We start from the raw sequence: 18390 nt of genomic DNA on the forward strand, positions 1-18390 counted from the left end.
AACGTTGGCGGGCGCATGTTGTCGGTCGACACCCCTTTTTGTGTTTCGAACGTGTATGCGTTCAGTCTTTACTTTTTGGAATAGATATTATGAGAACAGTGGTTCGGAATCGTTCCGGTTTCACTTTGGTGGAACTATTGGTTGTGATCGCGATCATCGGCGTGTTGGTTGGCTTGTTGTTGCCGGCCGTGCAAGCGGCACGCGAGGCGGCGCGGCGCATGAGTTGCAGCAACAACTTCAAGCAAATCGGCTTGGCCATTCACAACTACCACTCGGCCTACAAACAGATTCCCCAGCACGGATCTGGTACGGGACAGCGCGTCACCGTTGGCGCTGGCTTACAGTTCTGGAACAACAACAACTTTAAGAACCTCGAGCGATTGAGTTTCTTGGTTGCTTTGACCCCGTTCATCGAGCAACAGGCTCTTTGGGAACAGATTGCCAATCCAAACGGGTACAACGCGGACGGAACGCTCCGAACCCCGCCTTGGGAAGCGATGGGGCCCACACCGAACGTCGGTACATATGGCCCTTGGGCAACCAACATTCCAGGCTTCCGCTGCCCAAGCGACCCCGGCGAAGGCTTGCCGGCTTTGGGACGAACCAACTATGGCGCTTGCTTGGGTGATTCGATCAACTGTTCGACCTTTGGTGGCAAGACGGCATGGGTGATTACGAATACGAACTTCGCCCAAGAGATTCGCGCATCGGGTCGCGGGGTTTTCACCGCCAAGCAAACTCGCGCCTTCCGTGACATCATCGACGGCTTGGCCAACACGATCATGGCGGGTGAATTGATGACCGACCTTGGCGATCGAAGTGTCGCGACACGAATCGCAACAAACAACGATGGCCCGACCGTCTACACCAATCCAGCTTTTTGCGAGCAATTCGTGAATCCGCTTCGCCCTCAATTTTGGAACGAGACTGGCGTGACGCTTGGTGGTACTGGGTTCGGACGCGGTTACCGCTGGGCCGACTTCTCGCCCATTTTCTCGGGTGTATTCACCATTCTTCCGCCCAACTCGGAACTTTGTGGAATCGACCACAGCACATTGTCGGGTTTGTCACCGATTCCCGGTGACATGACGCTGGTCCCATCCGGCCAAGACCATGCAAAGGAAGTCGTTGCGTCGCCCAGCAGCCGTCACCAAGGTGGCTGTCACGTTCTGATGGGCGATGGTGCGGTGAAGTTCATTACCGATTCGATCGAAGCTGGAAACCAGAACGGTGAAATGGTCACTCGCCGTGGCACTGGACCGGCGGTCGCCGGCGCAGCTAGCCCGTACGGTTTGTGGGGCTCGCTAGGCACTCGGGCCAGTCACGAAGTTATCAGCGAAGAGCTCTAATCCTCTCCTCGTTACTTTGAGTCCAGAACGACTCTAAAGCCAAGAAAGCCAGCGATTTGCGGATCGCTGGCTTTTGTTTTTGGCGGAGGCAACGTCGAACGAAATACCGGGAAACTTGGGTTTGCGTTCAAACGCCCCATTTCGCTAACTTCTTAGCCGGACGTCCAAAGAATACTGACAACTACTTAAGCGAGACACGAGGTCGCGTGATGTGGTGGCTCGATAGCAATCTTCCCATACCCACGGTCACCAACAGACCCGTGGTCAGCGCCAGCCCCATGGCTACCGACACCATCACGGCGGTCGAACCATGGCATTCGCGAAACGTCCCGGTCACGCCCATGCCGCCGCAATCGGCGTCAAAACCGGTGGAAAACGGCTCCGCCGCCAATCGGCCCAAGCCAACCCGACGAGAACGGTTGGTCGATTTGCTGACGCCCGAACAGCGTGCAGTGAATCGCCGTCTGATGGAAGCGCCGAGTCACGAGGCAGTGGGCAACGACGAGACCGGCAGCGAGCTACGCCAGTTATCCGTCGACTTGGCAGTGATGGAGAAATCGCTGCGTGAAAAATCAACAACGATCAAAAGCCTTTCTCAGCAACTCGAACGGGCGTCCGGCGAGAAAGAGAGCGCCGTCTCGGAGCTGTTCTTACAAATCAAGAATCGTGACGCCGACACCGAACGGATTGGCGCGTTCATCGCTGGATACGAGGCGCTGCTGGCAAAACGCGACCAGGAGTATTCGGACATTGAACGAGAACTTGAGAAGGTTCGACGCGAGTCGTCGACTCGTTTGAAAACGCTCGAGTCAGGACTGGCCGCAGAAGCACGCCGAAAACGAGGCAGCGACGAAGCCGCTGAAATGGCCACCGCATCGATGGCCGACCAAGTCAGGCGTTGGCAGAAGCGAATGTCGGCCCAATCAGCCGAGCACGCGAAACAACTCGCTTCGCTACAACGCGAAGCAGACGAAGCACGGCAGCAATGGGCGAATCGGACGCGAATGCAAGCGGCAAGCGAGAGCCTTCAATCGGAAAACCTTCGCACGGCCGAAGAACGATGCGAGGAGCTGACTCGTCGCATGAACGAGGCCATGACCAGAGTCACCGAAACCGACGCCGCTTTGAGACAACTGCAGCGCGACCGGGCGGCCGATCTGTCGCGGACCGAGATTGAAGTGAACGTCCTGAGGGCGCAACTTGAGTCATCGGTGACGAAAAATAGCGAGCTAGGCATCCGATTCGCAGAAGTCGTCGCCGAAAACGAAATACTGAAATCGGAAGTTGGCGATGCAGAGTCTTTCGTCGACGAAGTTTCCGGTACGAGCGAGCGCCTTCGTTCGGAACTGGAGATGACGAAACGATTGCTGGAACTGTCTGAGCGTGAAGCCTTTCGATGGCGTGCCGAGGCGCAACGCGGTCGGGTGGATGCAACGTCACTTTCGGCTCGATCACAGTGGAGCGCCACAGAATCCGACGCCTGGCAGCGAGAGGCCTTTCGATGGCGTGCGAAGGCACTGCGTCATCAGGCCGATGCTTTGACGATCCTTGCACGAAAACAGAAAGAGAGTTTTGAATCGAACGTCTGGGAAGCGGAGGCTTTCCGTTTCCACTCCGCATGGGTTCAGGCGTGCGAGGTCGCCGATGGACTGCAGCTCGACGTTGACAGTTTGGATGAATTGTCGGCAAGGCAAGCGGAATCGCATGCGAATCAGATGGATGATTTGCATGTTCGAATGACAGGCGATCATGACAACTTGAAATTGGCGTTGGGCGAAACGGAGTCGGCGACGGACCAGTTACGAGATCGATCAGAGCAACTACAGCGTTTACAGGGCGTGTTGGCACAGTGCCGCGGCGAACTGGCCGAATCTAGTCGCGCGCATCAGGCCGCCGTCAATGACTTGGAGGCGAAGTCGGCCGAGCTGGAACGATTGGCGTCGCAGTTCGAGTCTGTGCGATCGAGCGCGGGCGCGTCGCAGGCCGACTTGGTGACGCTGCGTACCGATTTGGCGACCGCCAAAGCCGATTTGTTGGCTAGAGAAAACGAGCTGACGATCATTCGATCTGACTATCTAGCGAAGCAGTCCGAGTGCGAATCGGCTTGCACGGACATCGATTCGCTCCGGATGGAGTTGTCGAGAACGCAAACCGAACTGACCGAAAATTGGAAACTGTCGGAATCAGTCACCGACCGACTGCAACGCCAAGAGGCAACTCTAGAGCGGATGCAAGAACAGGAACGGCGATTGATTGAGATTCAGAATTCAGAGTTCTTGTCGTTCCAAAACCGAATCAACGAGCTGCAGAACACGGTCGAGGAATTGACCGAAGAACTGGACCAGCAACGTCAGCAGCGATCCGAAACGGCATCGGAGGCGGGTCAGTTGCAGATCCAACGCGATGACCTGATTGAGCAGATGCAGTTGCTTCGAGAGCAGAGCGATGCGCAAGCGAAAGACCTGGCTCAACTGGCTCAGGTCGCTGCCTCAGCCCAGTCCTCGCAAACGGAAACGGCTCGATTACGTGCAAGGTTGAGTGCCGGTCAAGCACGTGGCAAACTGCTGATCGAACACTATCGCAGTCGCTTGAAGGCCGCCGGTGAACAACTGGATCGTTGCCAACAAGAACTGCGACGCTTGCGAAACGCGACCGCGCGGCGAGCTGCGTAGACGAGGGCAGTTTCGTCGATCTGGATGGCGAGCCCACGAGAAGAGGGGTCGTCAAAATTTCCAGCGCCGCCTAGGGTGTAGACACGTTGAATGTGTTCGACCAATGAAGGGTGCCGCTTTGTCTGATTCCGATGCTTCTGAACCTCGAGATTCGCAGCCATTACTGTTCGAGTCTCATTCCCATACGCCGCTTTGCAACCATGCGATTGGCGAGCCAACCCTCTATGCGGCGGCCGCCAAGAACCGGGGCCTGCGAGGCCTGATTGTGACATGCCACAATCCGATGCCCGATGGTTTTTCGTCGCGGGTCCGGATGCGTGAAGATCAGCTCGATGAGTACATCGATTTGGTGGACGACACTCGTCAGCAATGGGCGGGCAGCGTCGATGTTCGACTGGGTTTGGAAGCGGACTATTTCGAAGGCTACGAGGCGTATCTCGAGAAGCAGCTTTCGTCCGCGGATTTCCATTTCGTGCTCGGATCCGTTCACCCACAAATTGATGAGTTCCGACAAAAGTACTGGTCAGCTGACCCGATCGAGATTCAACGAACCTATTTCCGTCTGCTCGCCAAAGCCGCGAAGACGGGGCTGTTCGATTCGCTGGCTCACCCCGATTTGATCAAGAACATGTTTTCGGATTCTTGGAACGAGCAGGCCGTCATCGATGACATTCGTAGCGCCCTCGACGACATCGCCGACACGGGCATCGCGATGGAACTGAACACTTCCGGAGTGAACAAAATGATCTCAGAGATGAACCCGTTTCCGGGGATGCTTCGCGAAATGCAAACACGTGGAATCCCGGTCACTTTGGGCGCCGACGCCCACCAACCCGAACGGGTGGCCGATGGCTACGAGACGGCGCTAGAGTTATTGGCGGATTGCGGATACAAACACGTCAACTTTTTCCTGGACCGCAAACGCCACTCGGTCGCAATCGACGACGCCATGGCGTCTTTGGTGCATCCGACAACGATCGGATAGCGATCTCCAGCCATTTTTTAACTCAACCGTTTCGAGCAAACATGAAAGTCAACGAGTATTTCGACGGCAAAGTCACATCCATCGGCTTCGAGAACAAAGAAGGCCGCGCGACCGCGGGCGTGATGGCGGCGGGAGAATATGAATTTGGGACGAGCGAAAACGAACTGATGAAAGTCGTTTCGGGTGAATTGCTGATCAAATTGCCCGGCGAAACGGACTTCACCAGCTATGCGGCCGGAACCAGCTTCAAAGTCCCCGCGAACGTTAAGTTCGGCGTCAAAGTGCCGGAATCAACGGCCTATCTTTGTTTCTATGGCTAGGGCGATGCCGCCGGCGATTTGATTGACGCCGGGCGCGGATGCGTTACGCTGAAAGGTAGAGACAAATCGTTTCACCTTTCACGGACCCCGGTCATGAACCGCAATCTTGCAATGTTTTTGTCGCTCGTGCTTGCGATGTTTGTCGTCGATACGTTGGTGGCGCAGGATTCGATCGACCGGCGTTCCGCGCTCCGCCCGCGGTCGGATACTTCGAAGGGTATTGTCGCGCCAGGTGCGAATTTGCAGCGACGAACGCCCCGCCAGGCTGACGTTCCGGTGCGAGTTCCTGCGGGCAACCAAACCGCCAACGGGATCCCACACAGTCATGGACCCGGAAATCACGTCCATGACGATCAGGTCTTTCGGGGTCACGGGAATCACGGCGTGCGATACCCGGTCTATGGCAGCGGCTATGGAAATGGCTACCCAATCCAATACGGTTATCCATCGCAGTACGGCTACTCGGGTCCCTATTATGATCAGGGATATTATGGGTACGGCAGCTACGGCTATGGCGTTCCGATTTACGGATACGGATATGGCGGATACTACGGCAGGGGTTCAATCACGCGCGGTACGCCGCCGTCAGCAACGCCGGGAAGCCACTACTTTGGCAATCCGCACGCTAGCCAGTACATCCCGGGAACGCGGTAGAGCCACACAACCGATGCTTGGACCGTTAAGATTTTGGCTTCTCAACGCCATCTCTTGACGGGCGAAACCAGTGAGCATTGAACGACGCCAACGTCTCTTCGCGGTCATCGAACCGCTCGTCACGTTAAACGACTTTTCGTCCGAAGAAGCCAAACAGAACTGCAGCGAGTCGCACCCCGCCTACGTCACTCGCACGCTCGGCCAATTGGTGACCGACGGCGTCTTGCAACGCAGCGAAGTGGCCGGTGAATTTCGTTACCGTTGGATCGAGTCGAAGAAGACGTTCGAAGCCGCGGTCTGGATCGACTCGCAAATTCACGGGACGCAGATCAAAGAAACACCGACCGAAGATCGGCCCCGCGAACGACTGCTTCGATTGGGCGCGGCATCACTTTCCAACGCCGAGTTGTTGGCAATCCTGATCCGCGTCGGCGTTGTCAAAGAATCCGCGGTCGTTGGCGGTAGAAAAGTCGCAAATCGGTTTGCCCAACGCATCGAGGATCTGTCCAAGTGTACGCCCAAGGACTTGAAGGACGTTTCCGTTGCGGTGAAAAAGGATAGCTACTGTCAAATCATGGCCGGCATCGAACTGGGCCGCCGCATCGCATCGATCGAGGCAAACCGGACGCCGATTGCAACCAAAATCACCAGCACCAAGGAAGCGATCGACTACTGCCAGCGCGCCTTCGCTCGACTTGCGACAGATGGCGTGCAGGAAGAATTCCACATCGTGACGCTCGACACGAAACACAAACCGATTCAAACGCACTGCATCACGATCGGCACACTTGACGCCAGCCTGGTGCATCCACGCGAAGTCTTTCATCCGGCGATCCGCGACAGCTCTTCCGCGATCTTGTTGGTGCACAACCATCCCAGTGGGGACCCGACGCCGAGTCGCGAGGATCATCAAGTCACCGATCGCTTAACCGAATCAGGGAAGATTCTGGGCATCAATGTCTTGGATCACATCATCGTTGCGCGACAACGATGTTTGAGCATCCGCGAATCAAGCTAAGGCCTACTGATCCGCATAGACAAGCGTGCTTTCTTCTTTCGAAACCGGCTTGGTTGCCTGATCGCTTACCACAACCGCCTTGACCAGGTGGGTGCCCGCTGCGACTCCGCGAACTCGCACGCGATACTTCATCTCCGCACCCGGTGCCAGTTGGGCACGCGGCTGGAACGCGACAAGGCCGCGTCCGTCGGTTCCTGCATCGCCATCCGCCGCGATCAATTCCAACCCTGGTGGCAAATACAGTTCCAAGCGAACATTCGTATCCGGTTTCGAGCCACTGTTGTTGATGGTGATCTCGTAGCTGGATTCGGCGCCCAATTCGATGGGTCCGCCTGGGTTGATAATTTGAAAACTCAGTTCGGCAAGTCCTTCGACGCGAATCGTGCGTTCATTTTTCGCGGCGATCCCTAGATCGGCCCGTGCGTCAACGGTGATGATCCGGTCGCCCGACTCAACCGCCAACAATGTCAAGGGAACCGACCCACGACCGCCAGGTGGCAACTGGGCCAATGACCAGAACACCGAATGGCGAGATGGATCGTATTGGCCTTCGTAGTCCGTACTGACAAATGTGAATCCACGGTCAAGCTGAACGGAGACTTCGACGTTGTTCGCGTCCGCCGTTCCCGTGTTCATGATTTCTAGCTGGCAAGCGACCTGGCGTTCCAGATAGCGAAGCGACGGAGCGGACAGTGCCACTTCGATCTTCGGCGCGATCACTTCGACGTTGATCGAGTGCTCGGCCGTCAAGCCGTCTTCGGATACCAAGCGAATGGTATTTTGAACCAAGCCGGGCGAAACAGCCTTAAGACGCAAGACCTGTGTACGCACTTCGCCGGGTGCCAAATTGCCGATCAGGTTATCGAGTTGACGACCCTTGGGGTGCTCGAGTCCGTCAGGAACGTCTTCCTGCAACGAGACGTTACCGGCCGTTCCGGATCCCGGATTGGAGACTTCCAGTTCGATTTCGAGCTGTTGTCCGATGAGTACTTTTTCGGGGGCGCGTTGGACGATCTTGAGTTCGGGTCGCGTGCTCATCGTTCGCACCGAAGCAGCGGCTTCGAAGGTGACGCGAGCCACGCTGCCGATTTCGCCTTCCGTTTCGGGAACCAATTGCATTGTTACCGTTTGTTCGGCACCGGCTTGCATTACACCAAGCTGCCACATCAAGACGTCGCCTTGCTGTACGGGTGCGGGCGAAGCATCAATCAAACGCGTTCCCTGCGGAACGCGATCGTGAACCGTGACGTCGGCTTCGACCGCACCGACATTTTGAACTTGGATGACGAACGTCGCCGGCTTTCCGACCGTGACTTGTGCGGGTGCCCGCTTATGAATCACGATGCTTGGCGATTGAATGCCTTCGAGCCGTCGGTCGCCGGGTAAATCCACCAGTAATTTGGAATCCATCTCGATGGCGCTAGCTGGCTGGGGCAATGCTTGCGGTTGATAGCCCGGCTCCGGTGCATATCCTTGAAACGCACCCGAGTTGGGCGCGGCCGCCGGATAGCTCGGCTCGGCACGCATGCCAGTGGGAACGTCCGCCAGGCTGGCCATGCGGGGTGGAGGATTGTTCGTTGCGGGGTATCCGCCTTGCTGATCAGCGTTGTACGCATTCCCTGGATAGGCGGTTGCGGGTGCGTACGTTATCGGCGCGGGAGCGGCATAGGCTTCGGCGGGCGGCGCCGGTGGCATGGCGTCACGTGGCATGGCGTCACGCATCATGTCGCCAGCGGGCGCCGATCGCAGCAGATTATCTTGCGCCATCGGTTGCGGCGCGGGCTCTTGCTCGGCTTCATAGTACTGGACGTCCGGCATCTCGCTGATACTGAATTCGGGCATCGGCGCTGCAGGTTGCGACATTGCCGGCGCGGGTGCCGGTTCACCGGGAGCTTCGGATGGGAACGTCATCGACAGCGAACGCTCGGTTCGAACGTCGGCGGCGTCGTAGGACATTTCCGCGGCCACGTCGTACTGTCCTGGGTCTTGTCCTGCATACTGCCCTGGGTCTTGCCCTGCATCGGGCGGCATCGCCCATTCCATTTCCGGTTGGGGGCTGCCAAGTGCGGCGGGAGCCGACGGCGGTGCGAAACCGGAATCGGCGGCGTCGTAACCATAGTCGTCCTGCGGCACTTCTTCGGTGTGCTGGACCATAGCGACGTTGGACGCCGCAAAGACGTCATCGTGAACATCACGATTTTCGGTAAACGATGCCTGCGCGAATTGGCGACGCTGTTCGTCGGGCTCGCTCAACCATTGCTCTTCCGCGATCCCGGCGATCGGTGCAGCCGGCTGGCCGATCGACGGAGCCTCGGCTGTCCAAGAACTGGTGCCGTTTTGCTTGTCTTTTTGGGCAAGGGCAGCCGCGTAGGCGCCAAAAACGATAGTAACCAGACCAGCGGCAAGTCGAACGCCAAACGATTTCATGGGTCGCATTCCTTCGCAGAAAATAACGGCAATTCCTTTGCCATTTCTTCTCGGTACCAAATGCTCGGCTTCCGGCGAAAGAGCAATCGTTGTGAAACTTGGAACACGAATTTGGTTTAGAACGATCAATCGGGGGATTGGCACCGAAGTGTCCCTGGCGACGCTTGCGTGTCGATGAGTTCGATGCCCACGTAAATGCAAGCAATGAAAGCATTTGCTCGTTGCAACCGCTACGAAGGTTCCTAGCCGTCCATCCGAGATGCTTTACCGCATCAAAACACGTTGCCTTTTCGCATCATTGCCCCAAAGCGCGTGCTAGGGTTCTTTGGGCAAACTCTGCCCAACTTGATTCCCTTTACCAACCCGCAGGACGCGGCCCTTTCGGCTGGCCCTGCGGATCCCATAGCAGGCTGATGAATCACACTGCACGGACGAACGATTCGCTCGCCCCCAACAGATTGCCGATGTTTCGGTTGCTGTTGGTAGCGGTCGCTTTGTTGGTCGCCATCAGCAGTGGATGCACTCAGTTGCGGTTGCCAGCCATTGATCCGACCGGATCTTGTCTGCTGACCCCCTTGCCCACGACCACCTCACTCGCCCTGCCCGGTTCGGGCGGCGAGGGGTGTGGTTGTTTCGGATGCTTAACAGGACTGAGGTCCTGCTTTACAAATCACCTTCGCAGCAAGCCCGGCTTCAGCTTCCCGACACCGGCTTTTCAAGACCCCGTCGATCCGCCGGCATGCCCAACGCCGGGTTCGACCGTAACACTCGGACAGAGCAACGAGCCCTGCGTACCGAGCGCACCATGCAGCGGGTCGTGCGCCACCGGTCCTCGCGCCGTGCTGCTTGGCGCCGAAGCCGATAACCAATGCCAATGCAGTTTGCCTGATCGCGGCAAACGCGGCTGCATCTTGCTGTCACCAACGAAAATTGTCGCCCCCGTGGGCGGCGAAGTCGTGCTGTTGTCGGGCGTCTGCGGCAACGACGGCTACTTGCAAATGAACGAGAAGCTTGAGTGGATGCTGGCACCGGATAGCGTCGGAACATTCATCCAAGTCGGCGACGATGACCCCGGAGTGATCGGCCGCCTTGCCGGTTCCAGCGTTCGTCCCGAAAAGAAGGATCCGTCCTACGCCATCGGCATCACCAGCACAAAAAAGACACTCATCACACGCGGCAATACGGATCCGCGTGACGACGTACGTCTGGAAAAAGGTCAAACGTGGATCACCATTTCCAGCCCCAGCGAAGGCGTCAGCCACGTCACCGTGCTGGCACCCGAAAGCGAGTGCTGGGACCAACGCAAATCAACGGCCACGATCTACTGGGTCGACGCAAAGGCACAATTCCCGGGTGCCCAAATCGTTCCCGCTGGAACGACCGTTGACTTGACCACTCGCGTCACGCGATCGGAACAAACCTTGCCGGCAAGTGGCTGGAAAGTACGTTACGAAATCCAGCAACCCGAATTGGCGACCTTCGCAGGCACCGGCGGATCGTCGGTAACCGAAGTCATCGTTGACGACTCAGGCAACGCGACCGCTCAATTGGTTCCCCTACCCGGCACCAGCGGCACCACCGCGGTCGACATGCAAGTCATTCGTCCCGGCGGACGAACGGACAACTTGCCGACGTTGACGCTTGGCCAAGGACAAACATTCGTAACCTGGAGTTCACCGAAGCTAGAACTTCGCGCCGGCGCTCCGGCTGTTGCTTCGTTCGACGTTCCCTATCAAGTCGTCGCGAACCTGCGGAATCCTGGTAACCAACCGGCCACCAATGTTCGCGTCGACCTTCAAACGCCTCCCGGGACTCGCATCATCCGTGCCGACGCATTCGCTCGCGTCGTGCCCAATGGTGTGACTTGGGAAATCGGCGTTCTGCCCCCGCAAACTCAGCTCGACCTGTTCGTCGAATTGGCGTCTCAGTCGCCCGTTGACCTCAGCTTCGAAGCTCGCGGTGACGGACTGGTTAGTAGCGACACCGTTCGCGTCGATGTGTTTCGACCTTCGCTGGGCTTGGCCGTCGCGGCTGTCGAAGATCGTGTGGAAGCCGGTCGACCAGTGACGTTCAACATCGACGTGACCAACAACGGCGACCGACCACTGACGGGCGCCTATGTCACGGCAACGGGTGACTCGTCGATCATTCACGAAAGCGGCGGCGTCCAAGTTCAAGACAACAAAGACGGACCGCTTCAACCCGGCGAAACGTGGCGAAAGAAAGTCGTCTTCACCCCCACCGAAGCCGGCCGCCGCTGCATCAAGGTCGAAGCATTCGCCGACGGCGGACAGCGAGCCGAGCAAGAAGCGTGCACTCTGGTCATCAATCCCGTACCACAAACCCCGCGACTGACCGCGACCATCGACGGAAAGTCTCGCGTCGCGACCGGCGACCCGACCTTAGTTCGCGCCCGGATCGTCAACGAAGGTCGTGGCGAAGCCCGCAACGTCAAATTCAACATGGTGTTCGATCCTCAATTGCAACTGAACTCAGCCACCGAAGGCGCCAGCGAACAAACGATCGGCCAGCGGATCATCACATGGAACGTGCCCACGATGGCTCCGGGGCAAGTTGTTGTTTTGGAAGGACTGTTCAACACGATCGCGCCGAGCCCTCGCTCGCGAGTATCGATCACAGCCGAGAGTGCAGAGGGTGCTCGTGCCAACGACGAATTCGCGTTCGAAATCATCGGGCCATCATCTTCGGTCCAACCGCCCCGCGGCCCCAACCTGCCGCCGGCCGGTACGTCACCCGAGATCCCCGGCGGACGAGCCCCCGAACCTCTTCGCGGCAACCCGAACGATATGGCACCACGAGGTGCGAATCCGATTCCGTCGGGCCCCGTCCGTTCGGGTCGACTGCAAACACAGTTATTCGGTCGGGACAATCCTGTTCGGGTCAATGAGCCGATTCGCTATTCGATCCGCGTCGCCAACGATTCGAACGTCCGTGACGGTCAAGTCGGAATACAGTTTGCGTTGCCTGACGGCGTTCGCTTGGAACGATTGGTGCCACAGACCAGTCCCGAGCTGAGCGACTATCGAATCGACGCAGGCGTCGTGTCACTACCCTACATCCCCAATCTTGAACCCGGCCAATCGGAAGACTTCGAGTTGGTACTTAGCAGCAACCAGCCACAACAGTTCGACTTGAACGTTGGAGTTCGAAGTCTGAATATGCCAGACGGCTACGTCGAAACGGTCACCACAACGGTCACTCCGTAACGGTGAAAGCCGCCGAAATCAGTTCCCGAAAAATCCGGACGGAATCGGACCAATGGTGAACGATTTGTAGAAAACTTCTTGCTCTTCCGCTTCGAGCGCTCGATCGACCGGAACACTCGGGTCGGCACCCATGCTCTTGGGCGCACAACCGAGGATACAGAATCGTTCGTCGACGTGGAAAACTTCCACCTGCATTCGCGGCAAGAAAATACTGCCATCGAGGACGCCCTTGATACCTTTGTATCCATTGCGTTCCATTTCTTGCCCGCCAAGAATCTCGCCACCGAGTTGCCGTTCGGCTTTCTTGCGCATTTGGTCCTTGTCCAGTGGTCGCTTGCCACCGTTCATCGCACCCAGAAAATAGGTCGACTGACTCTCGAACGTCGAAACCGCTTTACAATCGATGACGCTGGGCAGGTTGTCATAGGCGCTGCCCTTTGGCATCAGCACCAACACGCCTTCGATGCCTACGGCCTGATAGCCATCGGGCGCCGAAACCTGTAGCTTTGCGATCGCTTCGGCTTCGGACGGACCTGCATTCATGCGTTGTCGCCAAATCAAACCGCCGATGGTCGAGCAAACGATCAGCAACAACAATCCGATTGACATCCGAACGATCGCTGTCGTACTCATCCCGCCCTTTTTCTTCTTCTTGCCAGACGCAGGCGGGGCATCACCGTCGCCGCCCGCACCGTCGGATTTATCGGGCTCGGGCGCGAGCGGGTCGCCGGGAATTGGCCCCTCGTACATCGATGCTTGACCGGCGACTGGAAAGTGGCTGACGGCCGCGGTGGCCGATGCCGACGGAAAACTGATTCGGCCGAAATCGAAATTGTCGTCGTCTGGATCAACAGCGGCCATGGGCGCAGTGCGCTGGGCGGGTTGGCGCGTGGGTGCTGCCCCCGCCTTGCCAGCCGGATTTACGGCAACGACGGTTGCGCATTTGGGGCACTTGACGCGGCCGCTCGCCGGCGCCTGTGCCAACTTCATGGCGACGGCACACTTTGGACATTTGACGGTCAACATCTGGAAATCGATTCCCTCAGGCTGTTCTAGAATACGGTCCCTCCAATCGTATCTTGCATCCTAATCGATCACCACCGACAAAGGCCGTTGATGGCCCCTTTGTTTCGAGTTCGCCGCGCGTCAGATCGGGCGTTTGATCGTGTATAACGGTCGTGGAGAATCGGACGGGTCGTCCGAATCGGAATTTAGGCCAATTCATCGCCGCACACGTTCACAGATTCATGAAGATTCATTCCGCACGCATCCTGGCTGGTTTCCCCGAGAAGAATGGGTCGCTCTATCGGCGGCTGGGCGTCGCGCTTGGCGATCCGGCGGCTTGGATCGAACTCGATTCGCGCCGGATCGGTTTGGTTCGGGATCTGGAAATGGATCGCGTACGTCAAGTTGGACATGTCGACGATGTGACCTGCCCGGCCGAACACTCGCCGCCGGCCGGTTTGAGCGCGGACCGAGAAACGGCGACGGCCGAAGCCGCCGTACAGATCCTGCGAAGCGCTCGTTGCGAACGAGTGACGGCGGATCGATCGCTGCCATTCATCTTTGCTTGGCATCTGCAGCAAGCAGAAATCGTCGTCGAGTACGATGAGGGTCTGGGCGTCACCGACCGTCGTGCCAAAACGCGTTCAGAGATCGACGCACTGTCCAAAGCCCAGTCGATCACCGAAGAGGTGATGAAATGGATCTGCCAAATCATTGCTCGATCGGACGTCGGTGACAGCGGCGTGCTAGTACACGAATTCGAACCGTTGACCAGCGAACGTGTTCGATCGATGGTGGCAATCGAGTTTCTGAACCGCGGTTGCAGCATGACCCACGGCGCCATCATCGCATCGGCGCCCCAGGTTGCCGATTGTCACCACAGCGGGGCGGGGCCGCTGCGAACAGGCACCCCGATCATTGTGGATCTGTTTCCACGTGACGAGTCGACTCGTTATTGGGGCGATTGCACGCGAACCGTCGTCAATGGAAACATCAGCGACGAAGTCAAGGCGATGCACGCGGCCGTCGTCGAAGCCAAGGCAGCGGCGACGGCGAAATTAGTCGTCGGCGAAACTGCAAATGCCGTTCACCTTGCGTCCGAGCAGGTGTTGACGCGGCACGGATATCCGATTTCGCGCGGCACGTTGACCGACGGGCCCAGCATCCAGCATGGGACCGGACACGGCATCGGTCTCGATTTGCATGAACCCATCCTGCTGGATCATGGCGGCGGCGAAGTGATGGAGGGCGAAGTCTTTACGATCGAGCCCGGTCTGTACGGACGCCTTTGCGGCGGTGTGCGAATCGAAGACATGTTGGTCGTCACCGGTGGCGAAGCAAAGAACTTGAACGCGCTACCGGATGGATTGACCTGGGACTGATGGCGGCATGTCAATGAGATCCATTTGCAAGACTGTGATGCGAACGCTGTTGATGCTTGCCGCTGTCACTATGGTTACTGTCACCATGGTTTTAACGCAAGCCATCGGCCAAGACGGGGCGATGTTGGCCGATTCGTCTTGGGTTGAGCGACTCAAGGGAGACGACGTTCGGCTGTGGCTGGATTCGACCGGGATGCACGTGATCGAAGCAAGGCTAGCGGGGAAAAGCGGTGACTCCGTCGCGTTGAAGCGACTCGACGGTCAAACCATGTCGATTCCGGTCAACCGACTCAGTCGCGGCGACCAACAATTCATTGCTGCGTCAGGCGGCGCGGCCGAACAGGACTCCGCTGAAGAATCCCCCAGCCCCGCCAAGATCCCCTCGACGGTACGGCAATTCTTATCCGTCCAAGTGGACCGCGTCACTTCGTCCGCATCCGCCCGCGACAAAACCGTCAACGGCGTTCCGTGGCTTTCGGCGATGCTGCCGTCTTCGGCAAACCCACAACCCTTGGCGATGGATCGATCGGGAAAGTTCGTGATCGTCACCAGCGACGGGCCCGGCGAGGACGCTCGCAGCACCGGTCCATCGACGTCGGTCGTCTTTGATGTCGAAAATAATGTTGCGGTCGCAACGATCCAGTGGCCGGCCACCGTGCGCGTGCTGGATTACGACCCGCTATCGGACCTGTTGTTGGTCGGAACGCTTCTGCCGGGCGTCAGCACGAGTCGCTATTCTTCGACGAAGAAGCCCGAGTACAGCTTTCTGGTTGCGATGGCGGGACTACGGAGCTTTCGCTTGGCGGGGATCGGTTATGTCGACGCAGCTTTTTTTCTGCGCCCCGAAGAAATCTTTGCGACACGATCCAACTACGGCAACAACAACGAAATGTTCTCGGGCGGCGCGGTACTCGGCGATCGCATGCTGGTTCACAAATTTGACCGGATGTGTGGAGTCATCATCGGGCAAAGTAAACCGTTGTGGAGCTATCCGCTTGTGAACGAGGGCACGATTGCCGTCAGTCCCGATCGACGGTTCTTCGCCGCCAGTGACAACGAAGTCATCGGCGTCGTGGATGCGTCCACTGGCAAAATGATTCGCACGTTGCAAACCGGCGACGGCCAAGTCCGAACGATCCTGAGCTTTTCGACCAACGGCCGACAACTCGCCGCGATTTATTCCACGCGGATCGAGGTCTGGGATCTGGCTTCGTCGAATCGAATCGCCGAATCGTCTCACAAAAACGTGACGGGCAATTTGCTACCGACGGCAATGACGTGGATCGACAACGACAACATCTTGCTGGATCGAAAATGGCTTTACAACTTGAAGACACAGAACTTCATTTGGGAGTATTCGTCGATCAATGCAGTGGTGACGTCACGTGGTTGGACAATGGTGGACTCGCATACAGATTCGGCCCAATTGGTCGCGTTCGACCTTCCGCATTCGCCTGCGTCGGCCGCGATCGCCGACCTGGCGACTCAACCACAGGCCGTGGTCGTTGACAGTTCCTCGCCGATGCAAGTGTTGGTCGATGCGACGCCAGACCTTTACAACAAGCTTGAAAAGATTGCGACCGAAGTCGGAAAACGATCCGGATGGAACTTACAGAAAAAGGCCGACGTGTCGCTGATAGCGAGGGTCAAGCAAGAGCCCGAACCGATCGAGATCAGCGTGACCACGTTTGCAACTCGAACTATCGACGTTGGACCGCCCAGCGGATTTGGAGGTTCGTCGGGACTTGGCCAGTTCTTTCCGCCCTCGTTTCGACCGCCGACGTTCGGGCCACGATCGATTCAAGTCCCGTCGCGCGAGACGCCACGGCCACCGAGAAAGATCAAGTTTCAACCGTATTACTGCGAACTCGAAATCCGCAAAGACGGCGAGTCCGTTTGGAATTGGCGAAACGGATGGCGACCCGGAGGCTCCGTATCATCACCGGATACGGAAAGTGAAGCCGATCTGATCAAGCGGTTGTCCGTACCCAATATCGAAGGTATGCGAACGGTCTTCATCCCGCGAAGGATCGTCGACGAAGACGACCTGATCGAACTGGGAAAAAGCCAGCTCACCGATTCGGGTATCGTGGAACACTGAACCTCAACAGTTCGCGTCGGATTGTTCACGAACCGCCCATCAATTTCGCGTATCGATGATGACATCGGCCAACGCGGTGGCCAACGGATCGTCGTTCGCGGCACAAAAGCCCCAGTGCTCGCGTCGCCGCCAACCTTCGGCATATTCAAATCGACCGCTCATCCGACCGACTTCGCGACTGACGTCTTTCGCTGTTTCGAGATAACTGTCTTGGCCTTGGCTGACATCCAGCCATTGCTTTTGACTCTCGTGACACGCGAGAGCTTCAATCTTGGCGTCGATCACCTCCGTGACGTCGACGTACATGTGCGGCGTCACCAATTCACCCGTCGGAATTCGGTTGTGCACCGGTTGGGCGTGATAGACCGTGACCGGTTCCATGTACACCGACATCGGCGGATCGCTTGGGAAGTTCGGCATCCCATGGGCAAAGGCCGCGCTAACGGCCAAGCGACAAGCGATTTCGTGATCTTCCATGTAGTCGATCGGCGAGTGCGTCAATACGATGGACGGCTTTGCTTTTCGTACAATGGCGGCAACCTTGGCCAAGTTCGCCGTGTTGTAACAAGCTTCCATGTCCGGATAGATTGGGCCGTAGAACGTCGCACCCAGAACCTTACAGGCCTGCTTCGCTTCGCCCAAACGTGTTGCCGCACATTCGGCCGGTGCCAGAGTCGTTGAACCTCGGGATCCGTCGCACAAGTTGACATAGTGCAAGTCCCAACCGCGTTTGGCCAACTGCAACATCGTACCGGCGTATAAGTATTCGATATCGTCGGGGTGGGCAGCGATCGCGAGAATTGACGGCATGACGCAGACTTCCGAAAGAGCAAGGACTCAAATGAAACGAAGCACGATCCGCCATTGTCCACAAAATATCGACTTCGGGAAACCGTCATGATCGCCCGACATCGAGCGTTGGCGCTGCTGCAGGAGTGTACGGGAGAAACCCTTTGGCCGATCGACCATTGTCGACTTCGCGGAGTGCCGGAGCCTTGGATCGCTGAGCTGACCGATACGTTCGAGTCCGGCTTCGACAACGATCGCGATACGATCTATGCCAACGACATATCGTTTGCCCAGCGTCAACCCACCAACCAATTCCACGGAATTCGCGACGTTGATTTGGCAATGCGTTTGGGACGCGAATTGGGCGTCGATGTTCAACGACTGCAATCGACGGCGTTGGGACGGGCAACCCTGGTCGCTGCGATCAAACAAACATTGATGGACGGCGAATGACAACACGA

At 57.6% G+C, this 18390-nt stretch carries 13 protein-coding genes; 10 read left to right on the top strand and 3 right to left on the bottom strand.

The genetic code is table 11. The features are described from left to right. The first annotated feature begins 89 nt into the window (after positions 1-89). The 6 genes from Poly51_RS26775 to radC all read left to right on the top strand — a co-directional run bounded on the left by Poly51_RS26775 (position 90) and on the right by radC (position 6998). Complete coding sequence (locus Poly51_RS26775; protein WP_146461914.1) at positions 90-1349, top strand: DUF1559 domain-containing protein; 1260 nt, start codon at positions 90-92, stop codon at positions 1347-1349. Positions 1350-1627: 278 nt separating this feature from the next. Then, complete coding sequence (locus Poly51_RS26780; RefSeq protein WP_146461916.1) at positions 1628-4021, top strand: hypothetical protein; 2394 nt, start codon at positions 1628-1630, stop codon at positions 4019-4021. Between the two features lie 118 nt (positions 4022-4139). Next, a complete protein-coding gene (locus Poly51_RS26785) occupies positions 4140-5006 on the top strand; it encodes a histidinol-phosphatase HisJ family protein (protein ID WP_246114804.1) in 867 nt (288 codons plus the stop codon). A 41-nt stretch (positions 5007-5047) separates the two neighbouring features. Continuing rightward, the gene (gene ppnP, locus Poly51_RS26790) at positions 5048-5326 is read left to right on the top strand and encodes a pyrimidine/purine nucleoside phosphorylase (RefSeq protein ID WP_146461921.1); all 279 of its coding nucleotides are present in this window, start codon (positions 5048-5050) and stop codon (positions 5324-5326) included. A 93-nt stretch (positions 5327-5419) separates the two neighbouring features. Then, the gene (locus Poly51_RS26795) at positions 5420-5980 is read left to right on the top strand and encodes a hypothetical protein (protein ID WP_146461923.1); all 561 of its coding nucleotides are present in this window, start codon (positions 5420-5422) and stop codon (positions 5978-5980) included. 70 nt (positions 5981-6050) lie between these two features. Beyond that, positions 6051-6998 (top strand): RadC family protein, encoded by a 948-nt coding sequence (radC, locus tag Poly51_RS26800; protein ID WP_146461925.1) that lies wholly within the window; start codon positions 6051-6053, stop codon positions 6996-6998. Positions 6999-7001: 3 nt separating this feature from the next. Here radC and Poly51_RS26805 read toward each other — a convergent pair whose 3' ends face one another. Continuing rightward, positions 7002-9425 carry a DUF11 domain-containing protein gene (locus Poly51_RS26805; RefSeq protein WP_186775844.1) on the bottom strand — a complete coding sequence of 808 codons (2424 nt, stop codon included), beginning with the start codon at positions 9423-9425 and terminating at the stop codon, positions 7002-7004. Between the two features lie 413 nt (positions 9426-9838). On the opposite strand from Poly51_RS26805, the gene Poly51_RS26810 reads away from it, so the two are divergent. Next, complete coding sequence (locus Poly51_RS26810; protein WP_146461931.1) at positions 9839-12652, top strand: hypothetical protein; 2814 nt, start codon at positions 9839-9841, stop codon at positions 12650-12652. 18 nt (positions 12653-12670) lie between these two features. Here Poly51_RS26810 and Poly51_RS26815 read toward each other — a convergent pair whose 3' ends face one another. Next, complete coding sequence (locus Poly51_RS26815; RefSeq protein WP_146461933.1) at positions 12671-13678, bottom strand: hypothetical protein; 1008 nt, start codon at positions 13676-13678, stop codon at positions 12671-12673. A gap of 221 nt (positions 13679-13899) precedes the next feature. Between Poly51_RS26815 and Poly51_RS26820 the strand changes: the two genes are divergently transcribed. Both Poly51_RS26820 and Poly51_RS26825 read left to right on the top strand, forming a co-directional pair. Beyond that, positions 13900-15039 (top strand): M24 family metallopeptidase, encoded by a 1140-nt coding sequence (locus Poly51_RS26820; RefSeq protein WP_146461935.1) that lies wholly within the window; start codon positions 13900-13902, stop codon positions 15037-15039. Positions 15040-15046: 7 nt separating this feature from the next. Further along, on the top strand, positions 15047-17140 hold the full coding sequence (locus Poly51_RS26825) for an SHD1 domain-containing protein (protein WP_146461936.1): 2094 nt from the start codon (positions 15047-15049) through the stop codon (positions 17138-17140). A gap of 39 nt (positions 17141-17179) precedes the next feature. Here Poly51_RS26825 and Poly51_RS26830 read toward each other — a convergent pair whose 3' ends face one another. Continuing rightward, positions 17180-17950 carry a PIG-L deacetylase family protein gene (locus Poly51_RS26830; protein WP_146461938.1) on the bottom strand — a complete coding sequence of 257 codons (771 nt, stop codon included), beginning with the start codon at positions 17948-17950 and terminating at the stop codon, positions 17180-17182. A gap of 87 nt (positions 17951-18037) precedes the next feature. On the opposite strand from Poly51_RS26830, the gene Poly51_RS26835 reads away from it, so the two are divergent. Further along, positions 18038-18382 carry a hypothetical protein gene (locus Poly51_RS26835; RefSeq protein ID WP_146461940.1) on the top strand — a complete coding sequence of 115 codons (345 nt, stop codon included), beginning with the start codon at positions 18038-18040 and terminating at the stop codon, positions 18380-18382. Positions 18383-18390: the final 8 nt, after the last annotated feature.

The organism is Rubripirellula tenax, assembly GCF_007860125.1.
Taxonomy (GTDB): Bacteria; Planctomycetota; Planctomycetia; order Pirellulales; family Pirellulaceae; genus Rubripirellula; species Rubripirellula tenax.

Excerpts from the sequence above, each read along its gene's own strand:
- Poly51_RS26775 (WP_146461914.1), top strand. The coding sequence starts at position 90 with ATGAGAACAGTGGTTCGGAATCGTTCCGGTTTCACTTTGGTGGAACTA.
- Poly51_RS26780 (WP_146461916.1), top strand. The coding sequence starts at position 1,628 with ATGGCTACCGACACCATCACGGCGGTCGAACCATGGCATTCGCGAAAC.
- ppnP (WP_146461921.1), top strand. The coding sequence starts at position 5,048 with ATGAAAGTCAACGAGTATTTCGACGGCAAAGTCACATCCATCGGCTTC.
- Poly51_RS26795 (WP_146461923.1), top strand. The coding sequence starts at position 5,420 with ATGAACCGCAATCTTGCAATGTTTTTGTCGCTCGTGCTTGCGATGTTT.
- Poly51_RS26805 (WP_186775844.1), bottom strand. The coding sequence starts at position 9,425 with ATGAAATCGTTTGGCGTTCGACTTGCCGCTGGTCTGGTTACTATCGTT.
- Poly51_RS26810 (WP_146461931.1), top strand. The coding sequence starts at position 9,839 with ATGAATCACACTGCACGGACGAACGATTCGCTCGCCCCCAACAGATTG.
- Poly51_RS26815 (WP_146461933.1), bottom strand. The coding sequence starts at position 13,678 with ATGTTGACCGTCAAATGTCCAAAGTGTGCCGTCGCCATGAAGTTGGCA.
- Poly51_RS26820 (WP_146461935.1), top strand. The coding sequence starts at position 13,900 with ATGAAGATTCATTCCGCACGCATCCTGGCTGGTTTCCCCGAGAAGAAT.
- Poly51_RS26825 (WP_146461936.1), top strand. The coding sequence starts at position 15,047 with ATGTCAATGAGATCCATTTGCAAGACTGTGATGCGAACGCTGTTGATG.
- Poly51_RS26830 (WP_146461938.1), bottom strand. The coding sequence starts at position 17,950 with ATGCCGTCAATTCTCGCGATCGCTGCCCACCCCGACGATATCGAATAC.
- Poly51_RS26835 (WP_146461940.1), top strand. The coding sequence starts at position 18,038 with ATGATCGCCCGACATCGAGCGTTGGCGCTGCTGCAGGAGTGTACGGGA.